Source organism: Gordonia paraffinivorans (assembly GCF_900683595.1).
Lineage (GTDB): Bacteria > Actinomycetota > Actinomycetes > Mycobacteriales > Mycobacteriaceae > Gordonia > Gordonia paraffinivorans.
Genome location: NZ_CAACYD010000001.1, coordinates 93,037 through 108,003 on the forward strand (window position 1 = coordinate 93,037; position 14,967 = coordinate 108,003).

At 67.7% G+C, this 14,967-nt stretch carries 12 protein-coding genes and 1 tRNA gene; 6 read left to right on the forward strand and 7 right to left on the reverse strand.

Features of this window, described 5'->3' with window-relative positions; all coding sequences use genetic code 11:
• From E1P53_RS00250 to E1P53_RS00265, 4 genes are all read right to left on the reverse strand, one after another.
• Complete coding sequence (locus E1P53_RS00250; protein ID WP_131733133.1) at positions 1–891, reverse strand: ABC transporter substrate-binding protein; 891 nt, start codon at positions 889–891, stop codon at positions 1–3.
• Between the two features lie 237 nt (positions 892–1,128).
• On the reverse strand, positions 1,129–2,229 hold the full coding sequence (locus tag E1P53_RS00255) for an isocitrate/isopropylmalate dehydrogenase family protein (RefSeq protein ID WP_131733134.1): 1,101 nt from the start codon (positions 2,227–2,229) through the stop codon (positions 1,129–1,131).
• Positions 2,229–4,976, reverse strand: coding sequence for a DNA polymerase I (polA, locus tag E1P53_RS00260; RefSeq protein WP_131733135.1), 2,748 nt, complete (start codon positions 4,974–4,976; stop codon positions 2,229–2,231). The genes E1P53_RS00255 and polA overlap by 1 nt, the downstream gene beginning before the upstream one ends.
• A gap of 91 nt (positions 4,977–5,067) precedes the next feature.
• Positions 5,068–5,640, reverse strand: coding sequence for a GNAT family N-acetyltransferase (locus E1P53_RS00265; RefSeq protein WP_131733136.1), 573 nt, complete (start codon positions 5,638–5,640; stop codon positions 5,068–5,070).
• Between the two features lie 231 nt (positions 5,641–5,871).
• On the opposite strand from E1P53_RS00265, the gene E1P53_RS00270 reads away from it, so the two are divergent.
• The 4 genes from E1P53_RS00270 to E1P53_RS00285 are packed head-to-tail and all read left to right on the forward strand — an operon-like array spanning position 5,872 to position 10,221.
• Entirely contained in the window at positions 5,872–7,275 is a 1,404-nt protein-coding gene (locus E1P53_RS00270) for a branched-chain amino acid ABC transporter permease (RefSeq protein WP_181954779.1), read from the forward strand.
• A 3-nt stretch (positions 7,276–7,278) separates the two neighbouring features.
• The gene (locus E1P53_RS00275) at positions 7,279–8,268 is read left to right on the forward strand and encodes a branched-chain amino acid ABC transporter permease (RefSeq protein WP_131733137.1); all 990 of its coding nucleotides are present in this window, start codon (positions 7,279–7,281) and stop codon (positions 8,266–8,268) included.
• Positions 8,261–9,406 (forward strand): ABC transporter ATP-binding protein, encoded by a 1,146-nt coding sequence (locus E1P53_RS00280; protein WP_181954780.1) that lies wholly within the window; start codon positions 8,261–8,263, stop codon positions 9,404–9,406. The genes E1P53_RS00275 and E1P53_RS00280 overlap by 8 nt, the downstream gene beginning before the upstream one ends.
• Positions 9,406–10,221 (forward strand): ABC transporter ATP-binding protein, encoded by an 816-nt coding sequence (locus E1P53_RS00285; protein WP_131733138.1) that lies wholly within the window; start codon positions 9,406–9,408, stop codon positions 10,219–10,221. Before E1P53_RS00280 ends, E1P53_RS00285 begins: the two co-directional genes overlap by 1 nt.
• A gap of 123 nt (positions 10,222–10,344) precedes the next feature.
• On the opposite strand, the gene E1P53_RS00290 is transcribed toward E1P53_RS00285, so the two are convergent.
• On the reverse strand, positions 10,345–11,106 hold the full coding sequence (locus tag E1P53_RS00290; RefSeq protein WP_131733139.1) for a helix-turn-helix transcriptional regulator: 762 nt from the start codon (positions 11,104–11,106) through the stop codon (positions 10,345–10,347).
• Positions 11,107–11,313: 207 nt separating this feature from the next.
• On the opposite strand from E1P53_RS00290, the gene E1P53_RS00295 reads away from it, so the two are divergent.
• The gene (locus tag E1P53_RS00295) at positions 11,314–12,480 is read left to right on the forward strand and encodes an LLM class flavin-dependent oxidoreductase (protein ID WP_131733140.1); all 1,167 of its coding nucleotides are present in this window, start codon (positions 11,314–11,316) and stop codon (positions 12,478–12,480) included.
• A gap of 77 nt (positions 12,481–12,557) precedes the next feature.
• Here the strand turns inward: E1P53_RS00295 and E1P53_RS00300 are convergent, their stop codons facing one another.
• Positions 12,558–13,922, reverse strand: coding sequence for an ABC transporter substrate-binding protein (locus E1P53_RS00300; protein WP_131733141.1), 1,365 nt, complete (start codon positions 13,920–13,922; stop codon positions 12,558–12,560).
• Positions 13,923–14,084: 162 nt separating this feature from the next.
• Positions 14,085–14,708 carry an ANTAR domain-containing response regulator gene (locus E1P53_RS00305; protein ID WP_131733142.1) on the reverse strand — a complete coding sequence of 208 codons (624 nt, stop codon included), beginning with the start codon at positions 14,706–14,708 and terminating at the stop codon, positions 14,085–14,087.
• Between the two features lie 98 nt (positions 14,709–14,806).
• Between E1P53_RS00305 and E1P53_RS00310 the strand changes: the two genes are divergently transcribed.
• A tRNA-Leu gene (locus E1P53_RS00310) sits at positions 14,807–14,883 on the forward strand.
• Positions 14,884–14,967 lie beyond the last annotated feature (84 nt).

The window sequence follows — 14,967 nt, forward strand, 5'->3', positions numbered from 1 at the left end:
TCAGCTCACCGCCCCGTTGATGACGGAGACATCGATCATGCCCTCCTGCAGCCCCCAGTTGGCCGCGATCTCTTCGTACTGTCCGTTGTCCATGAGGTATTGCACGGCCTTCTGCATCGCGGGTGCCAGCGACGATCCCTTGCGGACCGCCCAGCCGTAGGGCGCGGAGTCGAACACCTCGCCGGCCGGCCTCAGCTTCCCGTTCGTGCGCTTGATCGCATAGGCGGTGACCGGCGAGTCCGCCGACATCGCGTCGACCCGGCCCAGGATCAGCGCGTTGACCACCTCGTCCTGGCTGTCGAACTTCACCTTGTCGATCGGCTCGAGTCCCTTCGCCTTGCACTCGGCGCTCTTGGCGGGGATCTCGTCGGTGTCCTCGTAGGTGGTGGTCTGCACGGCAACGCGCTTGCCGCAGGCGTTCGACGGGTCGATGTCCTCGTCGGAGTCAGCCGCCTGCGCCCACTGCACACCCGCGCTGTAGTAGGTCACGAAGTCGACCTGCTTCTCCCGCTCGAGTGTGTCGGTGAACGACGACATGCCCACCTGGTACGTCCCCGCCTGCACCGACGGGATGATGGTGTCGAACTGCGACTCCTGGTATTCCGGGGTCAGGCCGAGCACCTTGGCGACGGCGTTCATGAGATCGACGTCGTAGCCGATGATCCGGCCGTCGGGTCCCTTGAACTCGTTGGGCTGGTACGGCACGTTCACCCCGATCACGAGTCTGCCGGTCCTCGCGATCTCGGGCGGGACGAGCGCGGCGATCTGTGGCACCTTCTGCACGTCGACGTCGATCGGCGTCACCTGGTTGGCGCGCTCGCGTTCTTCGTTGTTCACGCACCCGGTGACGGCAAGGGCGAGGGCCACCAGCAGGCACCCCCACATCCGCATCCGGCGCGCCGCCGCACCTCTCGGCCGACGCGAACGCCGGTAGCCCTGTGTCGAGGCCCGTGTCACAAACACATCCCTTCGTCCTCGGTCACCAGGTCAGACCAACTCACTCTAGTTCGCGTCGGGTTCGCCGGCCGGACACCCGCGTGTTCGCGCATGTACTCTCGCGCGTCTCTCGTGTCGCGCCCCAGCGGGCACGGCTCGCACGTCGGTCGGTCACGGGCGCTCACGCCGTGGTCACGCCTGGTTCAGCCGGTCGATCACCGCGTCCGCGAACTCCCCCGGCGAGGCGGTGCCGCCGAGGTCGGCGGTCGCGACCGACGACGCGAAGGTCGTCGAAACGGCCGTGTCGATGCGGTCGGCCGCGCGGACGAGGGCGGCGTCGTCGGTCATGATCCCGTACCGGCGGAAGCCCATCGACACCGACACGATCATCGCCGTCGGGTTGGCGACTCCGCGGCCGGCGATGTCGGGGGCGGCGCCGTGAGAGGCCTGGGCCATGACCTGGGTCCGCGAGCAGTTCACCGAACCGGCGATGCCGAGGGAACCGGCGAGTTCGCCGGCAAGGTCCGAGAGCACGTCGCCGAAGAGGTTCTCGGTGACGACGACGTCGAAGTCCGCCGGGCGCCGCACCAAGAGGGCCGCCATCGCGTCGACGTGCTTGTCGTCGACCTCGACGTCGGGGAACTCCTCGGCGACCTCCAGGCACACGTCGCGGAACAGGCCGGTGGTCATCCGCAGCACGTTCGCCTTGTGCACGACCGTCACCCGGCCCGGCCTCCGGGTGCCCGGAGTCCGGGCCGCGGCCCGCTCGCGTGCCGATTCGAAAGCGACTCGCGCGATGCGCTCCGACGCCGCCCGGGTGACGAGTCCCACCGCCAGCGCGACGTCGGGGGTCGGCATGAACTCGCCGCTGCCGACGGCCATGTTGCGGTCGGCGTAGAGACCCTCGGAGTTCTCCCGCACGATCAGCACGTCGATGTCGGGTGTCGTCGCGGCGACACCCGAAAATGCCTTGGCCGGGCGGAGATTCGCGAACAGCCCGTACCGGCCGCGCAGAACGGCCCCCGGTGTCGGGCTCTTCGATTCGGCCGGGTAGGACGCCGAGTCATGGGGCCCGACCACGAACAGGCCCAGGCCGTCGAGAGCGGTCAGGGTCTCGTCCGGGACGGGGTTACCGTGCGTCGCGATCGCCGTGGCACCGAAGGGCAGTTCACGCCACTCGATCTCGACGCCCTCGGCTCGGGCCGCGGCATCGGCGACCGCGATCGCCGCGGGCACGATCTCCGGACCGATCCCGTCTCCGTGGAGGACCCCGATCGTGCGCGGCGACGCCATCAGTGCGCCGCGTCGTCCCAGGACCGGCCGAACCCGACCGACACCTCGAGCGGGACCGACAGGGTGATGGCGTTGCCCATCTCCTCACGCACCAGCTTCTCCACGGCGTCCCGCTCACCGGCGGCGACCTCCACGACGAGCTCGTCGTGGACCTGCAGCAGCATGCGCGAGCGCAGCTTCTCCGCGGCCAGGCGCTTGTGGACGTTGAGCATCGCCACCTTGATGATGTCGGCGGCCGTGCCCTGGATCGGCGCGTTGAGCGCCATCCGCTCGGCGGCCTGGCGGCGCTGCCAGTTGTCGCTGTTGAGATCCGGCAGGTAGCGGCGGCGCCCGAACAGCGTCGCGGTGTACTCGTTGCGCCGGGCCTCGGTCACCACGTTCTGCAGGTAGTCGCGCACGCCGCCGAACCGGGCGAAGTACTGCTCCATCTGTTCCTTGGCCTCTTCGCGGCTGATCTTCAGCTGCGCGGCGAGCCCGAAGGCGGACAGACCATAGGCGAGTCCGTACGACATGGCCTTGACGCGGTGGCGCATCTCGGTGGTCACCTCGTCGATCGGGACGCCGAACGCGCGCGACCCGACGAAGTTGTGCAGGTCCTCACCGGTGTTGAACGCCTCGATGAGACCCTCGTCCTCCGACAGGTGCGCCATGATGCGCATCTCGATCTGGCTGTAGTCGGCGGTCATCAGGCATTCGAAGTCGGTGCCGGTGGCCGGATCCGATCCGACGATGAAGCCGCGCCGGATCTCGCGCCCGGCCTGGGTGCGCACCGGGATGTTCTGCAGGTTGGGCTCGGTCGACGACAGGCGGCCGGTGGCGGCAACCGTCTGGTTGAAGGTGGTGTGGATGCGCCCGTCGTCGGCGACCGATTTGAGCAGGCCGTCGACGGTCACCTTCAGCCGGGTGGCGTCGCGGTGCTCGAGCAGGTGGGCGAGGAACGGGTGCTCGGTCTTCTCGTACAGCGACTGCAGCGCGTCGGCGTCGGTGGTGTAGCCGGTCTTGGTCTTCTTGGTCTTCGGCATGTCGAGCTTGTCGAACAGCACCGCCTGCAGCTGCTTGGGCGAGCCAAGGTTGATCTGCTCGCCGATCACCTCGTACGCCGCTTCGGCGGCCGCCCGGATACGGTCGTTGAACATCTGGGCGAGGGCGTTGAAGTGGTCGACGTCGACCGCGATGCCCGCGGCCTCGAGATCGGCGAGCACGAACGACAGCGGCAGCTCCATGTCGGTGAGCAGCGGCTTGGAGTCGATGCGCTCGAGTTCGGTGTCGAGGGTGTCGGCGAGTTCCTGGACCGCACGCGCCTCGAGCATGTGCTGTTCGGCGACCTTGCCGTCGGTGTCGTCGTCGAGCAGCGACATCTGACCCTCACCGGCTCCGGTGTCGGCGCGCAGCTCACGACGCAGGTACCGCAGGGCGAGATCGTCGAGGTTGAAGGTCCGCTGGCCGGGCCGCACGAGGTAGGCCGCCAGCGAGGTGTCGCTGGTGACGCCGGCGAGTTGCCAACCGCGCGAACGCAATGCGTGGACGGCCCACTTCGCCTCGTGCACCGCCTTGAGCGCCTCCGGGTCGGCGAGCCAGGCGGCCAGTGCCGCATCGTCTTCCGGGTTCAGCGTGGTCACGTCGATGTACGCCGACGCGCCGTCGGCCGCGGCGATCGCCAGGCCGGCGGGATCGGAGCCGACGACGACATGCGGCGCCGTCACGGCGAGGCCGCTGCGGCCGGTGCGCGCGTGCTCGTTCAGCCAGGACGCCACCTCCCCCGCGCCGAGGATCGACCCGTCGAGGGCGAAGCCCGCCTCGGCCTCGGGCTCGACGGAACTCAGCGTGGAGAACAGGCGGTCGCGCAGGACGCGGAATTCGAGGTCGTCGAAGAGCTGGTGGATGCGGTCGCGGTCCCAGCCGACCATCGCGAGGTCGTCGGGTCCGACGGGCAGCTGCATGTCGCGCACGAGTTCGGTGAGCTGGCGGTTGGTCTGCACCGAGGCGAGGTTCGCGCGCAGCGCGTCACCGACCTTGCCCTTCACCTCGTCGACGTGGTCGACGAGGGCGGCCAGCGAGCCGTACTCGCGGATCCACTTCGAGGCGGTCTTCTCCCCAACGCCCGGGATGCCGGGCAGGTTGTCGCTCGGGTCGCCCCGCAGCGCCGCGTAGTCGGGATATTGGGTCGGCGTGAGACCGTACTTCTTCTCGACCTCCTCCGGGGTGAACCGGGTGAGATCGGAGACGCCCTTGCGCGGGTACAGCACGGTGGTCGACGGGTCGACGAGCTGAAGCGAGTCGCGGTCGCCGGTGACGATGAGCACCTTGTATCCCTGCTCACGGGCCTGCGTCGCCAGGGTGGCGATGATGTCGTCGGCCTCGTAGCCCTCCATCGCCAGCACCGTGACCCCGAGGGCGTCGAGCACCTCCTTGGTGAGCTCCACCTGCCCGGAGAACTCGTCCGGGGACTTCGCCCGCTGGGCCTTGTATTCGGGGTACATCTCCGAGCGGAACGTCTTGCGCGAGACGTCGAAGGCCGCCGCGATGTGGGTGGGCTCCTCGTCGCGCAGCAGGTTGATGAGCATCGAGGTGAAGCCGTAGACCGCGTTGGTCGTCTGTCCGGAGTGGGTCTTGAAGTTCTCGGCCGGCAGCGCGAAGAACGCCCTATATGCCAGGGAATGACCGTCGAGGAGCATGAGGACCGGTTGCCTGGTCTTGCCCTTGCTGCCGGTACGGGTTGCTGCCGGGGAACTCTGCGCTGGACTCACGTCGCAGAGTCTAGTGATGTGCGCCGACAGCCGGACCCGCCCGCCCGAACGCCCTGGTGGCCCTCGCCGGCCGCCGGCGGCCGGGGCGCCGTCAGCGCATGGGCCGGTACATCGCCCACACCTTCGGTCCGTCGTCGGGGAGTTCGAACTCCTCGGTGACCTCGAAGCCGAACCGCTCGTACAGCGGGACGTTGAGGGCGTTCGACGACTCCAGGTATGCCGGCCCCTCGATCCGTTCGAGGCGGTGCCGGAGCAGGGCCGAACCGATCCCGGCACCCTGGACCGGCGTGCCGACCTGTCCCAGATACCAGTGCGGCTCCTTCGGGCGTCGCCTGGCGAACTCCTCCTCGAGCTTCATCCCCCGCATGGCCCGGGAGCCGAGCGCGCGCATGAACTCGAGCGTCGACAACACCTGGGCCCGGGCCGAGATCTTGTGACCCGGCGGGTCCCAGGCCGCGGCGCCGACCGGCTGGCCGTCGCGGAGGGCGAGATCGAAGGTCGCCTTCACGCCGTGGCTCCGGCGGACCAGTGTGCGGAACAGCGGGAGGTGCCTCGAGCGGTCCGGGTGGAGCCAGACCACGACCGGGTCATCGGCGAAGGCCTGGGCGAGAAGCGCGCTGACCAGGTCGAGATCTCTTGTCTCGTCGACGACGACAGGCACCATCACACCAGCCTAGAACCCGTCCCCGTCGGCGAGGAGGACATTCACCGATCGGGTCACTTCGACGCAGCGGGAACTGTAACTTCCGGGAAACGTCGTTGTCGCCACGCGGCGACACAGCTGCGGTTAAGGTCCGCAAGGTGAACTCGCAGCGGCCATTTCGCCGGCCACCGCGGCGGGTTCGCGAGCCGATGGACCTCATCCGTCCGGGTCACAAGGGAGGTACCACCCTCGATGACAGAGCCTGACCTGCAGGCCCCGCCCGTATCCGCCGACCGCACCGATCCCTCGTCCTCGCGTCGCTCATATCGGGCCCCTGCTCGCCAGACCCGTCTCCCGGCACCTCGTCCTGCGTCGTCCGGCCCGACCCGGCCGATCGGACTGGCGCTGTTGCTGTTTCTCGCGGCGACCTTCCTCGGCGGCCTGCTCGGCGCGACGACCGCCGAGGCGGCGCCGAACGAGGTCCGCGTGTTCGGCGTCCTGCGCAACGGCGACGAGAAGGTCCCCGACGTGAAGCTCGAGGCCAAGGACGCCTCCGGAAACGTCGTCGGCACGGCGACCTCGTCGCCGACGGGTGCGTGGTCCATCAACGTGCCGCCCGGCACGTACACCATCGTCCTGGACACCGAGAGCCTCCCCGACGATGTCGCGGTCCAGAAGAACGAACTGCCCGTCGACGTCAGCGGCGGGACGGCACGGCCGGTGATCTTCTCGTTCGGCGAGGTGCGCACGGGCACCGAGGTGTCGGCCGTCGCCGAACTGACCCGCCTGGCCATCGACGGCATCCGGTTCGGCCTCATCATCGCCATCACCGGCGTCGGGCTCAGCCTGATCTTCGGCACGACGGGCCTGACCAACTTCGCCCACGGCGAACTCGTCACCCTGGGTGCGGTCATCGCCTGGGTGTTCAACGTGAAGGTCGGACTGCACCTGATCCCCGCCACGCTTCTCGCGATCGTGGTCGGCGTCGGCATCGGCATGGCCAACGAGCTGGGATTGTGGAGACCGTTGCGGCGACGACGAACCGGGCTGATCTCGATGCTGGTCGTGTCGATCGGCCTGGCACTGGTGATCCGCTACCTGATCCTGATCTTCTTCTCCGACCGGTCCGAGCCGTTCGACGACTATCAGGCCCAGAAGCAGATCGGCTCCGGGCCGTTCGCCATCACCCCGGTCAACCTCGCGTGCATCGTCATCTGCATCGTGGTGCTGCTTGCGGTCGCTGTCATGTTGCAGCGCACCAGGATCGGCAAGGCGATGCGCGCCGTCGCCGACAACCGGGACCTCGCCGAGTCGTCGGGCATCGACGTCGACCGGGTGATCCTGTTCGTGTGGGCACTCGCCGGCGGTCTCGCAACCCTCGGCGGCGTCATGTTCGCGCTCTCCGAACTCGGCGGGCGCGTGCAATGGGAGATGGGTTTCAAGCTCCTGCTGCTGATGTTCGCCGGCATCACGCTGGGCGGACTCGGCACCGCGTACGGCGCGCTGCTCGGCTGCCTCATCGTCGGTCTGCTGGTGCAGCTGTCGACCTACGTCCTCAGCCCGGACCTGAAGTACATCGGCGGCCTGTTGATTCTGATCATCATCCTGACCATCCGGCCCCAGGGCATTCTCGGATCGCGAGCGAGGATCGGCTGACCCATGGACATCGTCTCGGCATTACAGATCGCGGCCGCCCAGCTCATCGGCCCGTCGGCGATCTTCTACGCACTCCTGGCCATCGGCCTCAACCTGCACTTCGGTTACGCCGGACTGCTCAACTTCGGGCAGATCGCCTTCGCGCTGCTCGGTGGATACGGCGTCGGCATCATGGCGGTCAACTACGACCAGCCGCTGTGGCTCGGCGCGATCGTCGGCATCGCGGCGGCGGGCATGCTCGCGGTGGTGCTCGGCATCCCGACGCTGCGCCTGCGGGCGGACTACCTCGCGATCGTCACCATCGCCGCGTCGGAGATCCTGCGCCTGGTGTTCCGCTCGACGTCGTCGGACGGCTTCACCCACTCCACCAACGGCATCTACGGCTACGCGAGCGGGTTCTTCTCGATCAGCCCGTTCGACAACGGCAAGCAGTACTCGTTCCTCGGGGTGAAATTCCTCGGCGGCGACCTGTGGTCGATGGTGGTCGGCTGGTCGGTCGTGCTCCTCCTGTGCCTCATGGTCTACCTGCTCGTGCACTCGCCGTGGGGTCGCGTGCTCAAGGCGGTCCGCGAGGACGAGGACGCCGCCCGGTCGCTGGGCAAGAACGCCTACTTCTTCAAGATGCAGGCACTCATCCTCGGCGGTTGCATCGGCGGCCTCGCCGGTGTGTTCAATGCGCTTGCGACGCAATCGATCAACCCCGACTTCTACTCGACCGCCCAGACGTTCTTCGCCTACGGCGCACTGATCCTCGGAGGTGCGGCCACGGTGTTCGGACCGGTCGTCGGCGCGATGCTGTTCTGGTTCCTGCTGGCCATCCCCGACGCCCTGCTGCGTCAGACGACGTCCGGCGACAACCCCATGCTGGACCTGTCCGCGCAACAGGTCGGCGCGATCCGCTACGTGCTGCTGGGCCTGGCGATCATCCTGATGATGGTGTTCCGACCACAGGGACTCCTCGGGAACAAGAGGGAGGTGCAGCTCGATGCCTGATGAGGGACGCCACTCGATTCCCGACGACGATCACCCGGCACCGTCCGCCCCGGCCGGTACCGCCCTCGACGAGACCGAAGCGAGCATCGCGGGCACCCGCGCCACCCGACGCGATCTCAAGATGCTGACCGCCCCCGAGCGTTCCGGCCTGTTCGCCGGGGTCGACGCCGTGCCCGGGTCGGCCAAACCCGACCCGATCATCGTCGTCGACGACGTCTCCCGCAGCTTCGGCGGCATCAAGGCGGTCCAGGTCGACCACCTGGAGATCCAGCGTGGCGCGATCACCGGCCTCATCGGCCCCAACGGCGCCGGCAAGACCACCTTCTTCAACCTGATCACCGGCTTCGACCGGCCGGACACCGGAACCTGGTCGCTCAACGGGGAATCGTTGGGCCGCATGGTCCCCCACCAGGTCGCGCGCCGCGGCATGGTGCGCACGTTCCAGCTGACGAAGGCGTTGTCGAAGATGACCGTCCTCGACAACGTCAAGCTCGGGGCGACCGGGCAGCGCGGCGAGCATTTCCTGTCCGCCCTCATGCCGTGGACGTGGCGCAGGCAGGAGGCCGAGATCACCGAGCGCGCACACGAACTGCTCCGCCGGTTCCGGCTCGACGCCAAGGCCGACGACTTCGCCGGCTCGCTCTCGGGCGGTCAGCGCAAGCTCCTGGAGATGGCGCGGGCGCTGATGACCGACCCGGAGATCGTGATGCTCGACGAGCCGATGGCCGGCGTGAATCCCGCGCTCACCCAGAGCCTGCTCGAGCACATCAAGGCGCTGCGCGACGAGGGCGTGACCGTGGTGTTCGTCGAGCACGACATGGACGTGATCCGCGACATCAGCGACTGGGTGGTGGTCATGGCGCAGGGCCAGATCATCGCGGAGTCGTTGCCGGAGAACCTCGGTGACAACGAGGCCGTCGTCGACGCCTACCTCGGCGGCCACCACGACATGGCGCTGGAGTTCGACGACCAGGGCCGACCGGTCGGCGATACCGCGGTCCTCGCCGAGAAGGTCGAGGCGGCGATCGAGCAGACCCTCGAGGAGGGTGGCGACCTCTCGGAGCCGGTCACCGAACTGCCCGAGGTCACCGACGACGCAGCGTCCCACTGCGTCGACCCCGAGAAGAAGGGCGAGTGATGAGCACCGGAGCGAACTCCACGTCGTTGACACCCGCGCAGCTCGCGGCCACGCCGGAGGAGCACCGCAAGCGCGCCATCGACGCACTCATGCGGGCCGACGACATCACCGCCGGCTACCTACCCGGCATCGACATCCTGTCGGAGTGCAACTTCTATCTCGACGAGGGCGAGATCGTCGGCATCATCGGCCCCAACGGCGCCGGCAAGTCGACCCTGCTGAAGACCCTGTTCGGACTGATCCCGGTGCGCAAGGGCAAGGTCACCCTCCGCGGCGACGACATCACCGCGGCCAAGGCCCACGTCCTCGTCGACAAAGGCGTGGGATACGTGCCGCAGACGCAGAATGTGTTCCAGGCGTTGACCATCGAGGAGAACCTCGAGATGGGCGTGTACCTGCGCCCGAAGACCTTCGCCCAGCGGTTCGAGTTCGTCTCCGAACTCTTCCCGCTGCTGGCCGAGCGCCGAAAGGTCAAGGCCGGGGCACTGTCCGGAGGCGAGCGGCAGATGGTCGCGATGGGCCGGGCGCTCATGATGGACCCGGCGGTGCTGCTGCTCGACGAGCCGTCGGCGGGCCTGTCCCCCATGTTCCAGGACGAGGTGTTCATCCGCTGCAAGGCCATCAACGCCACCGGCGTCTCGATCATCATGGTCGAGCAGAACGCCCGCCGATGCCTTCAGATCTGCGACCGCGGCTACGTCCTCGACCAGGGCCGCAATGCCTACACCGACACCGGGCGCAACCTCGCCACCGATCCGAAGATCGTCGAACTCTATCTCGGCACCCTGGCGGGAAGGTCGGAGAAGAAGGGCTGACCGCCCACCCGTCGGCGCCGGCCGGACCTGCACCGACCGGGCCGGCGGCGACCCGACGCAGAGTGACCGGACTCGGGGTGACCGGACTCGGGGTGACCGGGCGCGGGGCCAGACCCCACGCGCTCACCCTGCGGCGATCGACTCCAGGCACACCAGCTTCACCAGTTCCGCGCGGTTGCGGACCCGTGTGGCCGAGAACACCCGGCTCACATACTTTTTCACCGTGTCGAGTCCGAGGTTGAGGATCTCTGCGATCTCCTCGTTGGTGTGGCCGTCGGCGACCAGTTCGGCCAATTGCACCTGTCGTGGCGTCAACCGATCCCGCCACGAGGGAACAACTTGTCCGGGAAGTGATTTCGCACGTTCTGACAACTGGCGCGCCAGGATGCCCATCGCGTGGAGCCGCGCGGGGTCGGGCTCCCTCCCCCGTGAGTCGAACATGCCGACCAGACCATGGCAGCCGTGCGCGAGGTCGAGGTGCATGACCGACGCACTGTGCAACCGCTTGCGATAGAGGAAGTCCTGCAGGTAGGTCACCGAGTCGTTCGGCAGACCACGCAGGTCGTCCGCGGAGATCGCCGGCCGCGCCGCGAGCGCCGCCCTCGACTGCGGCGACGCGAAGACGTCCTTGGGGTACCAGCGGGCCTGATACTCGTCGATGACCGGCGTGATCCTGCCGGTGACCACGGGAGCCGGGTCGGAGAACGCCGTGACGAACGTCGGGCCGGTGAAGAAGGTCGTGTTCAGGCAGTCATAGTGCTCGTGGAGTGCCACCATGAGATCGTTCTTGAACTCGTCCAGGCTCGTGGCCTGCGAACTCGCGTCCAGGATCGCGAAGATCCGTTCGTACTCCTCGACGGGCAGCTCGACCGACCGACCAGCCAACGCCCACTCCTTCCTCGCGAAGCGATCCCCGCACGATACCCAATACGATGTGATCCAGGGCACATTCAACGCCACGCAACGTGTGCCGCGTCGTGGGTTTCCACGATTTTGTCCACTTTCGTGCACTGTGGCCGCCGTCACATTCTCCCTAGGGTTTCGATCGTGACCGGCAGACCGCCGGGCCGAGCTGATCGACAAGGAGACACCATGAGCAGGCTTCGCTTCGGATACTTCATGGCACCGTTCCACGCACCCGGCCGCAACCCCACGGCGGCGCTCGAAAGGGACCTCGACCTCGTCGATCACCTCGACCACCTCGGCTACGACGAGGTCTGGTTCGGCGAGCACCATTCCGCCGGCAGCGAGATCATCGCGTCGCCCGAGATCATGATCGCCGCAGCATCGCAGCGCGCACCGCGCATCCGATTCGGCACCGGCGTCACCTCGCTCTCGTACCACAACCCCCTGTGGGCGGCCGACCGCATCATGCAGCTCGACCACCTGACCCGCGGACGGACCATCTTCGGCGTCGGACCGGGCTCGCTGCCCACCGACTCGGCGATGATCGGGCTGGACCCCACCGACACCCGCGAACTGCTGCAGGAGAACCTCGACATCGTCGTGCGCCTGCTCCGCGGCGAGACGGTGTCGGCCAAGACGCGCACACACGAGTTGTACGACGCCAGGTTGCAGTTGGCCCCGTACTCGGCCGACGGCATCGACATCGTCGTCGCCGCCGTGGCCTCGCCCACCGGACCCCGACTGGCGGGCACCCACGGACTGGGACTGCTCTCGATCGGCGCGACGCTGTCCGCGGACGGCTTCGACGCGCTCGGCCACCACTGGAATGTGATGGAGGAGCGCGCGGCGGCGAACAACGTGACGGTCGACCGCAGCAAGTGGACGCTCGCCGGGCCGTTCCACATCGCCGAGACCGAGGCCGAGGCCTACCGGCAGGTCGAGTACGGCATCGAGCAGTGGTTCGACTACTTCCAGCACGTGGCGGCGTTCCCCCAGATGGCCGTCTCCGGAAGCAGACTCACCGAGATGATCGACTTCGTCAACGAAGCCGGGATCGGCGTCATCGGCACGCCCGAGCAGGCGCGCGCCCAGGTGCAGCGGCTCTGGGATCAGTCGGGCGGCTTCGGCTGCATGCTCCAGATGGGGCACGACTGGGCGAATCCCCAGGACACGAAGCGTTCCGCGGAACTGTTCGCCCAGGAGGTGTTCCCGCACTTCCAGGGACAGGCGCAGGCCACCCTCGACGCCGCCGCGCACGCCCGTGCCGTGCGGGAGGGCCACGCCGCCAAGCAGCTCGAGGCCGTTGACCACATGACCCGCAAGTACCAGCAGGAGCTGGCCGCCAAGGCCTGACACGGCCGGCAGCGGACCCTTCGACGAAAGACGAAGAGACCCCGACCCTTTCGGGTCGGGGTCTCTTGTCGTGAGGGCTACTGCGCGGCCACCGACACGTACTTGCGGGTCGGGGTCAGCAGCTGGTTGCTGTCATCGAACTCCGGGATGCCGTAGGAGCCGACGCTGGGTTCACCGGCGGCGTTGAACGCCAGGTTGCCGGTCTTGCCGACGTAGGCGATCGTCTTGCCGCTCTTCAACAGATCCAGGCAGGCCTGGTAGGAGTCGCACTCCTCGGAGCCGTTGGTGACGCCGATGATGTTGGCGGCGATGGCGCGTCCGTCGGTCGACTTCGCGGCCTCGGCGGCGAGCGCGCTCAGCACCGTGGCGTCGTAGCTCTCGCCCGAGTAGTTGTAGTCGATCAGCTTCGGGTCGAGGTCCTTCAGCGCGGACTGGAACTCACCGCTGGTCTGGGTGAGCGGGGTGGTGCCCTTCATACCCTTGAGCAGGCCGTCTCCCACGGCCTCGCCGAGTGCGTTGCCCATGTTGCCGTCGACGCCGTAGACGAGCTTGCCGTCGCTCGGGCCGATGCCCACCTCGTGCATGCGGGTGATGATCTTGGCGCTCTCCTCGAAGCCGATCACCGCGATGCCGTCCGGGTTGAACTTCTTCACCTGGTCGACCTCGGCGTTGAACGACTGGGCGTTCGGGTCGTAGATGATCTTCTGGATCTGGTCGGACGGGACGCCCGCGGCCTCGAGATCGCGGACGGTGTTGTCGGCGAGCCCGGTGCCGTACGGGTCGTTGAGGGCGAGGATGGACACGCGCTGCACGCCGTCCTCGGCCATGGTCTGCGAGAGTGCCTGCGCCTGCAGGACGTCGGCGGGAGCGGTACGGAAGTACTGTCCCTTGTCCTGGTAGCAGGTGAACTCGTCGGAGGTGTTGGCCGGCGAGAACATGACGGCGCCGGCATTGGCGATCTTGTCGATGACCTTCAGCGACACCGACGACGACGCGGCGCCGATGATGACCTGGACGCCCTGGCTGAGCTCGCGGTCGACGGTGGCGTTGGCGGTGTCGGTGGTGGTGTCGCCGGAATCACCGGTGATCAGGTCGACCGGCTTGTCGAGGACGCCGCCGGCGGCGTTGATGTCCTTGATGGCGAGGTTGACGCCCGCGACCATCGGCGGCCCGAGAAACGCGAGGGAGCCGGTCTCGGGCAGCAGGGTGCCGATCTTCAGCGGCGCGGTGCTCACCGGCCCCGGCGTGGCCTTCGGCGGGTTACACGCCAGCTTCTGCGCAAGGCCCAGGCCGGGCGGGGCGGGAGTGGATTCGACGGTGACGCTCTCCGACGCCGCCGAGCCTCCGTCGGAACCAGAGTCAGAGCTGCTGCAGCCGGCGACGACGAGCGCTGCCGCCGCCGTCACGGCCACTGCCCCGCTCGTAAAAAAGCGAAAGGACATCAATGCTCTCCTTGCGATTCTCTTGTCACGAAGGCGGCGCATCGAGCTGACGCGTCCAACCGCACATCGTGGGAGAAAAGCTAGTCCGATGTTGTTGCCCCCGCGTAAAGAACGTGAAACTCCTTTACGCCCACCGACATTGCGAACAATGACCTTCTGCCGTCAGTTGGTCCCGAGCGTCTCCACGACGACCTGCGCGACCGCCTTCATCGTCGTCCGGCGGTCCATCGCGGCGCGCTGGATCCACTTGAACGCCTCCGGCTCCGACAACCCCTGCTTCGCCATGAGCAGCCCCTTGGCGCGTTCGACGAGCTTGCGGATCTCGAGCCGCTCGTTCATCGAGGCGACCTCGCGCTCGAGGAGTTTGAGTTCGTGATACCGGCTCACCGCGACCTCGATCGCCGGCACCAGGTCGGCCTTCGTGAAGGGCTTGACGAGGTAGGCCATCGCGCCGGCGTCGCGGGCCTTCTCGATGAAGTCGCGCTGGCTGAACGCCGTGAGCATCACGACCGGCGCGAGGCGCTTCTCGGCGATCTCGGTCGCCGCGTCGATGCCGTCCCGGACCGGCATCTTGATGTCCATGATCACCAGGTCGGGTTTCAGCGTCTCGGTGAGCTCCACGGCGACCTGCCCGTTGGGCGCCTCCCCCACGACGTCGTAGCCCTCTTCGCGGAGCATCTCGATCAGGTCCATGCGGATCAGCGAGTCGTCCTCGGCCACGAGCACACGGTGCGTCTTCGTGGCCTCACCGGTGGTTGCCGTCGCACTGTCGGTCACCGTCACCATCCCTCCTCCACGTCGTGGTTGCCCCGAAGAGTACCGGTTGCAGGCGCACTCGGCCGATCATCTAGAGTTGGCTCCTGCACGGGTCATCCCGGGCACGAGCCCCCGTAGCCCAATTGGCAGAGGCAACGGATTCAAAACCCGTCCAGTGTGAGTTCGAGTCTCACCGGGGGCACCACATCCGCGCAGGTCAGCAGCGGATTGCCACTTCCCGCCGCCATCTCGGCGCCACACCGACCCGGCCCTGTGTGATGTCGTTCGC

Excerpts from the sequence above, each read along its gene's own strand:
- E1P53_RS00265 (WP_131733136.1), bottom strand. The coding sequence starts at position 5,640 with ATGGTGCCTGTCGTCGTCGACGAGACAAGAGATCTCGACCTGGTCAGC.
- E1P53_RS00275 (WP_131733137.1), top strand. The coding sequence starts at position 7,279 with ATGGACATCGTCTCGGCATTACAGATCGCGGCCGCCCAGCTCATCGGC.
- E1P53_RS00250 (WP_131733133.1), bottom strand. The coding sequence starts at position 891 with ATGCGGATGTGGGGGTGCCTGCTGGTGGCCCTCGCCCTTGCCGTCACC.
- E1P53_RS00295 (WP_131733140.1), top strand. The coding sequence starts at position 11,314 with ATGAGCAGGCTTCGCTTCGGATACTTCATGGCACCGTTCCACGCACCC.
- E1P53_RS00280 (WP_181954780.1), top strand. The coding sequence starts at position 8,261 with ATGCCTGATGAGGGACGCCACTCGATTCCCGACGACGATCACCCGGCA.
- E1P53_RS00300 (WP_131733141.1), bottom strand. The coding sequence starts at position 13,922 with ATGTCCTTTCGCTTTTTTACGAGCGGGGCAGTGGCCGTGACGGCGGCG.
- E1P53_RS00270 (WP_181954779.1), top strand. The coding sequence starts at position 5,872 with ATGACAGAGCCTGACCTGCAGGCCCCGCCCGTATCCGCCGACCGCACC.
- E1P53_RS00285 (WP_131733138.1), top strand. The coding sequence starts at position 9,406 with ATGAGCACCGGAGCGAACTCCACGTCGTTGACACCCGCGCAGCTCGCG.
- E1P53_RS00305 (WP_131733142.1), bottom strand. The coding sequence starts at position 14,708 with ATGGTGACGGTGACCGACAGTGCGACGGCAACCACCGGTGAGGCCACG.
- E1P53_RS00255 (WP_131733134.1), bottom strand. The coding sequence starts at position 2,229 with ATGGCGTCGCCGCGCACGATCGGGGTCCTCCACGGAGACGGGATCGGT.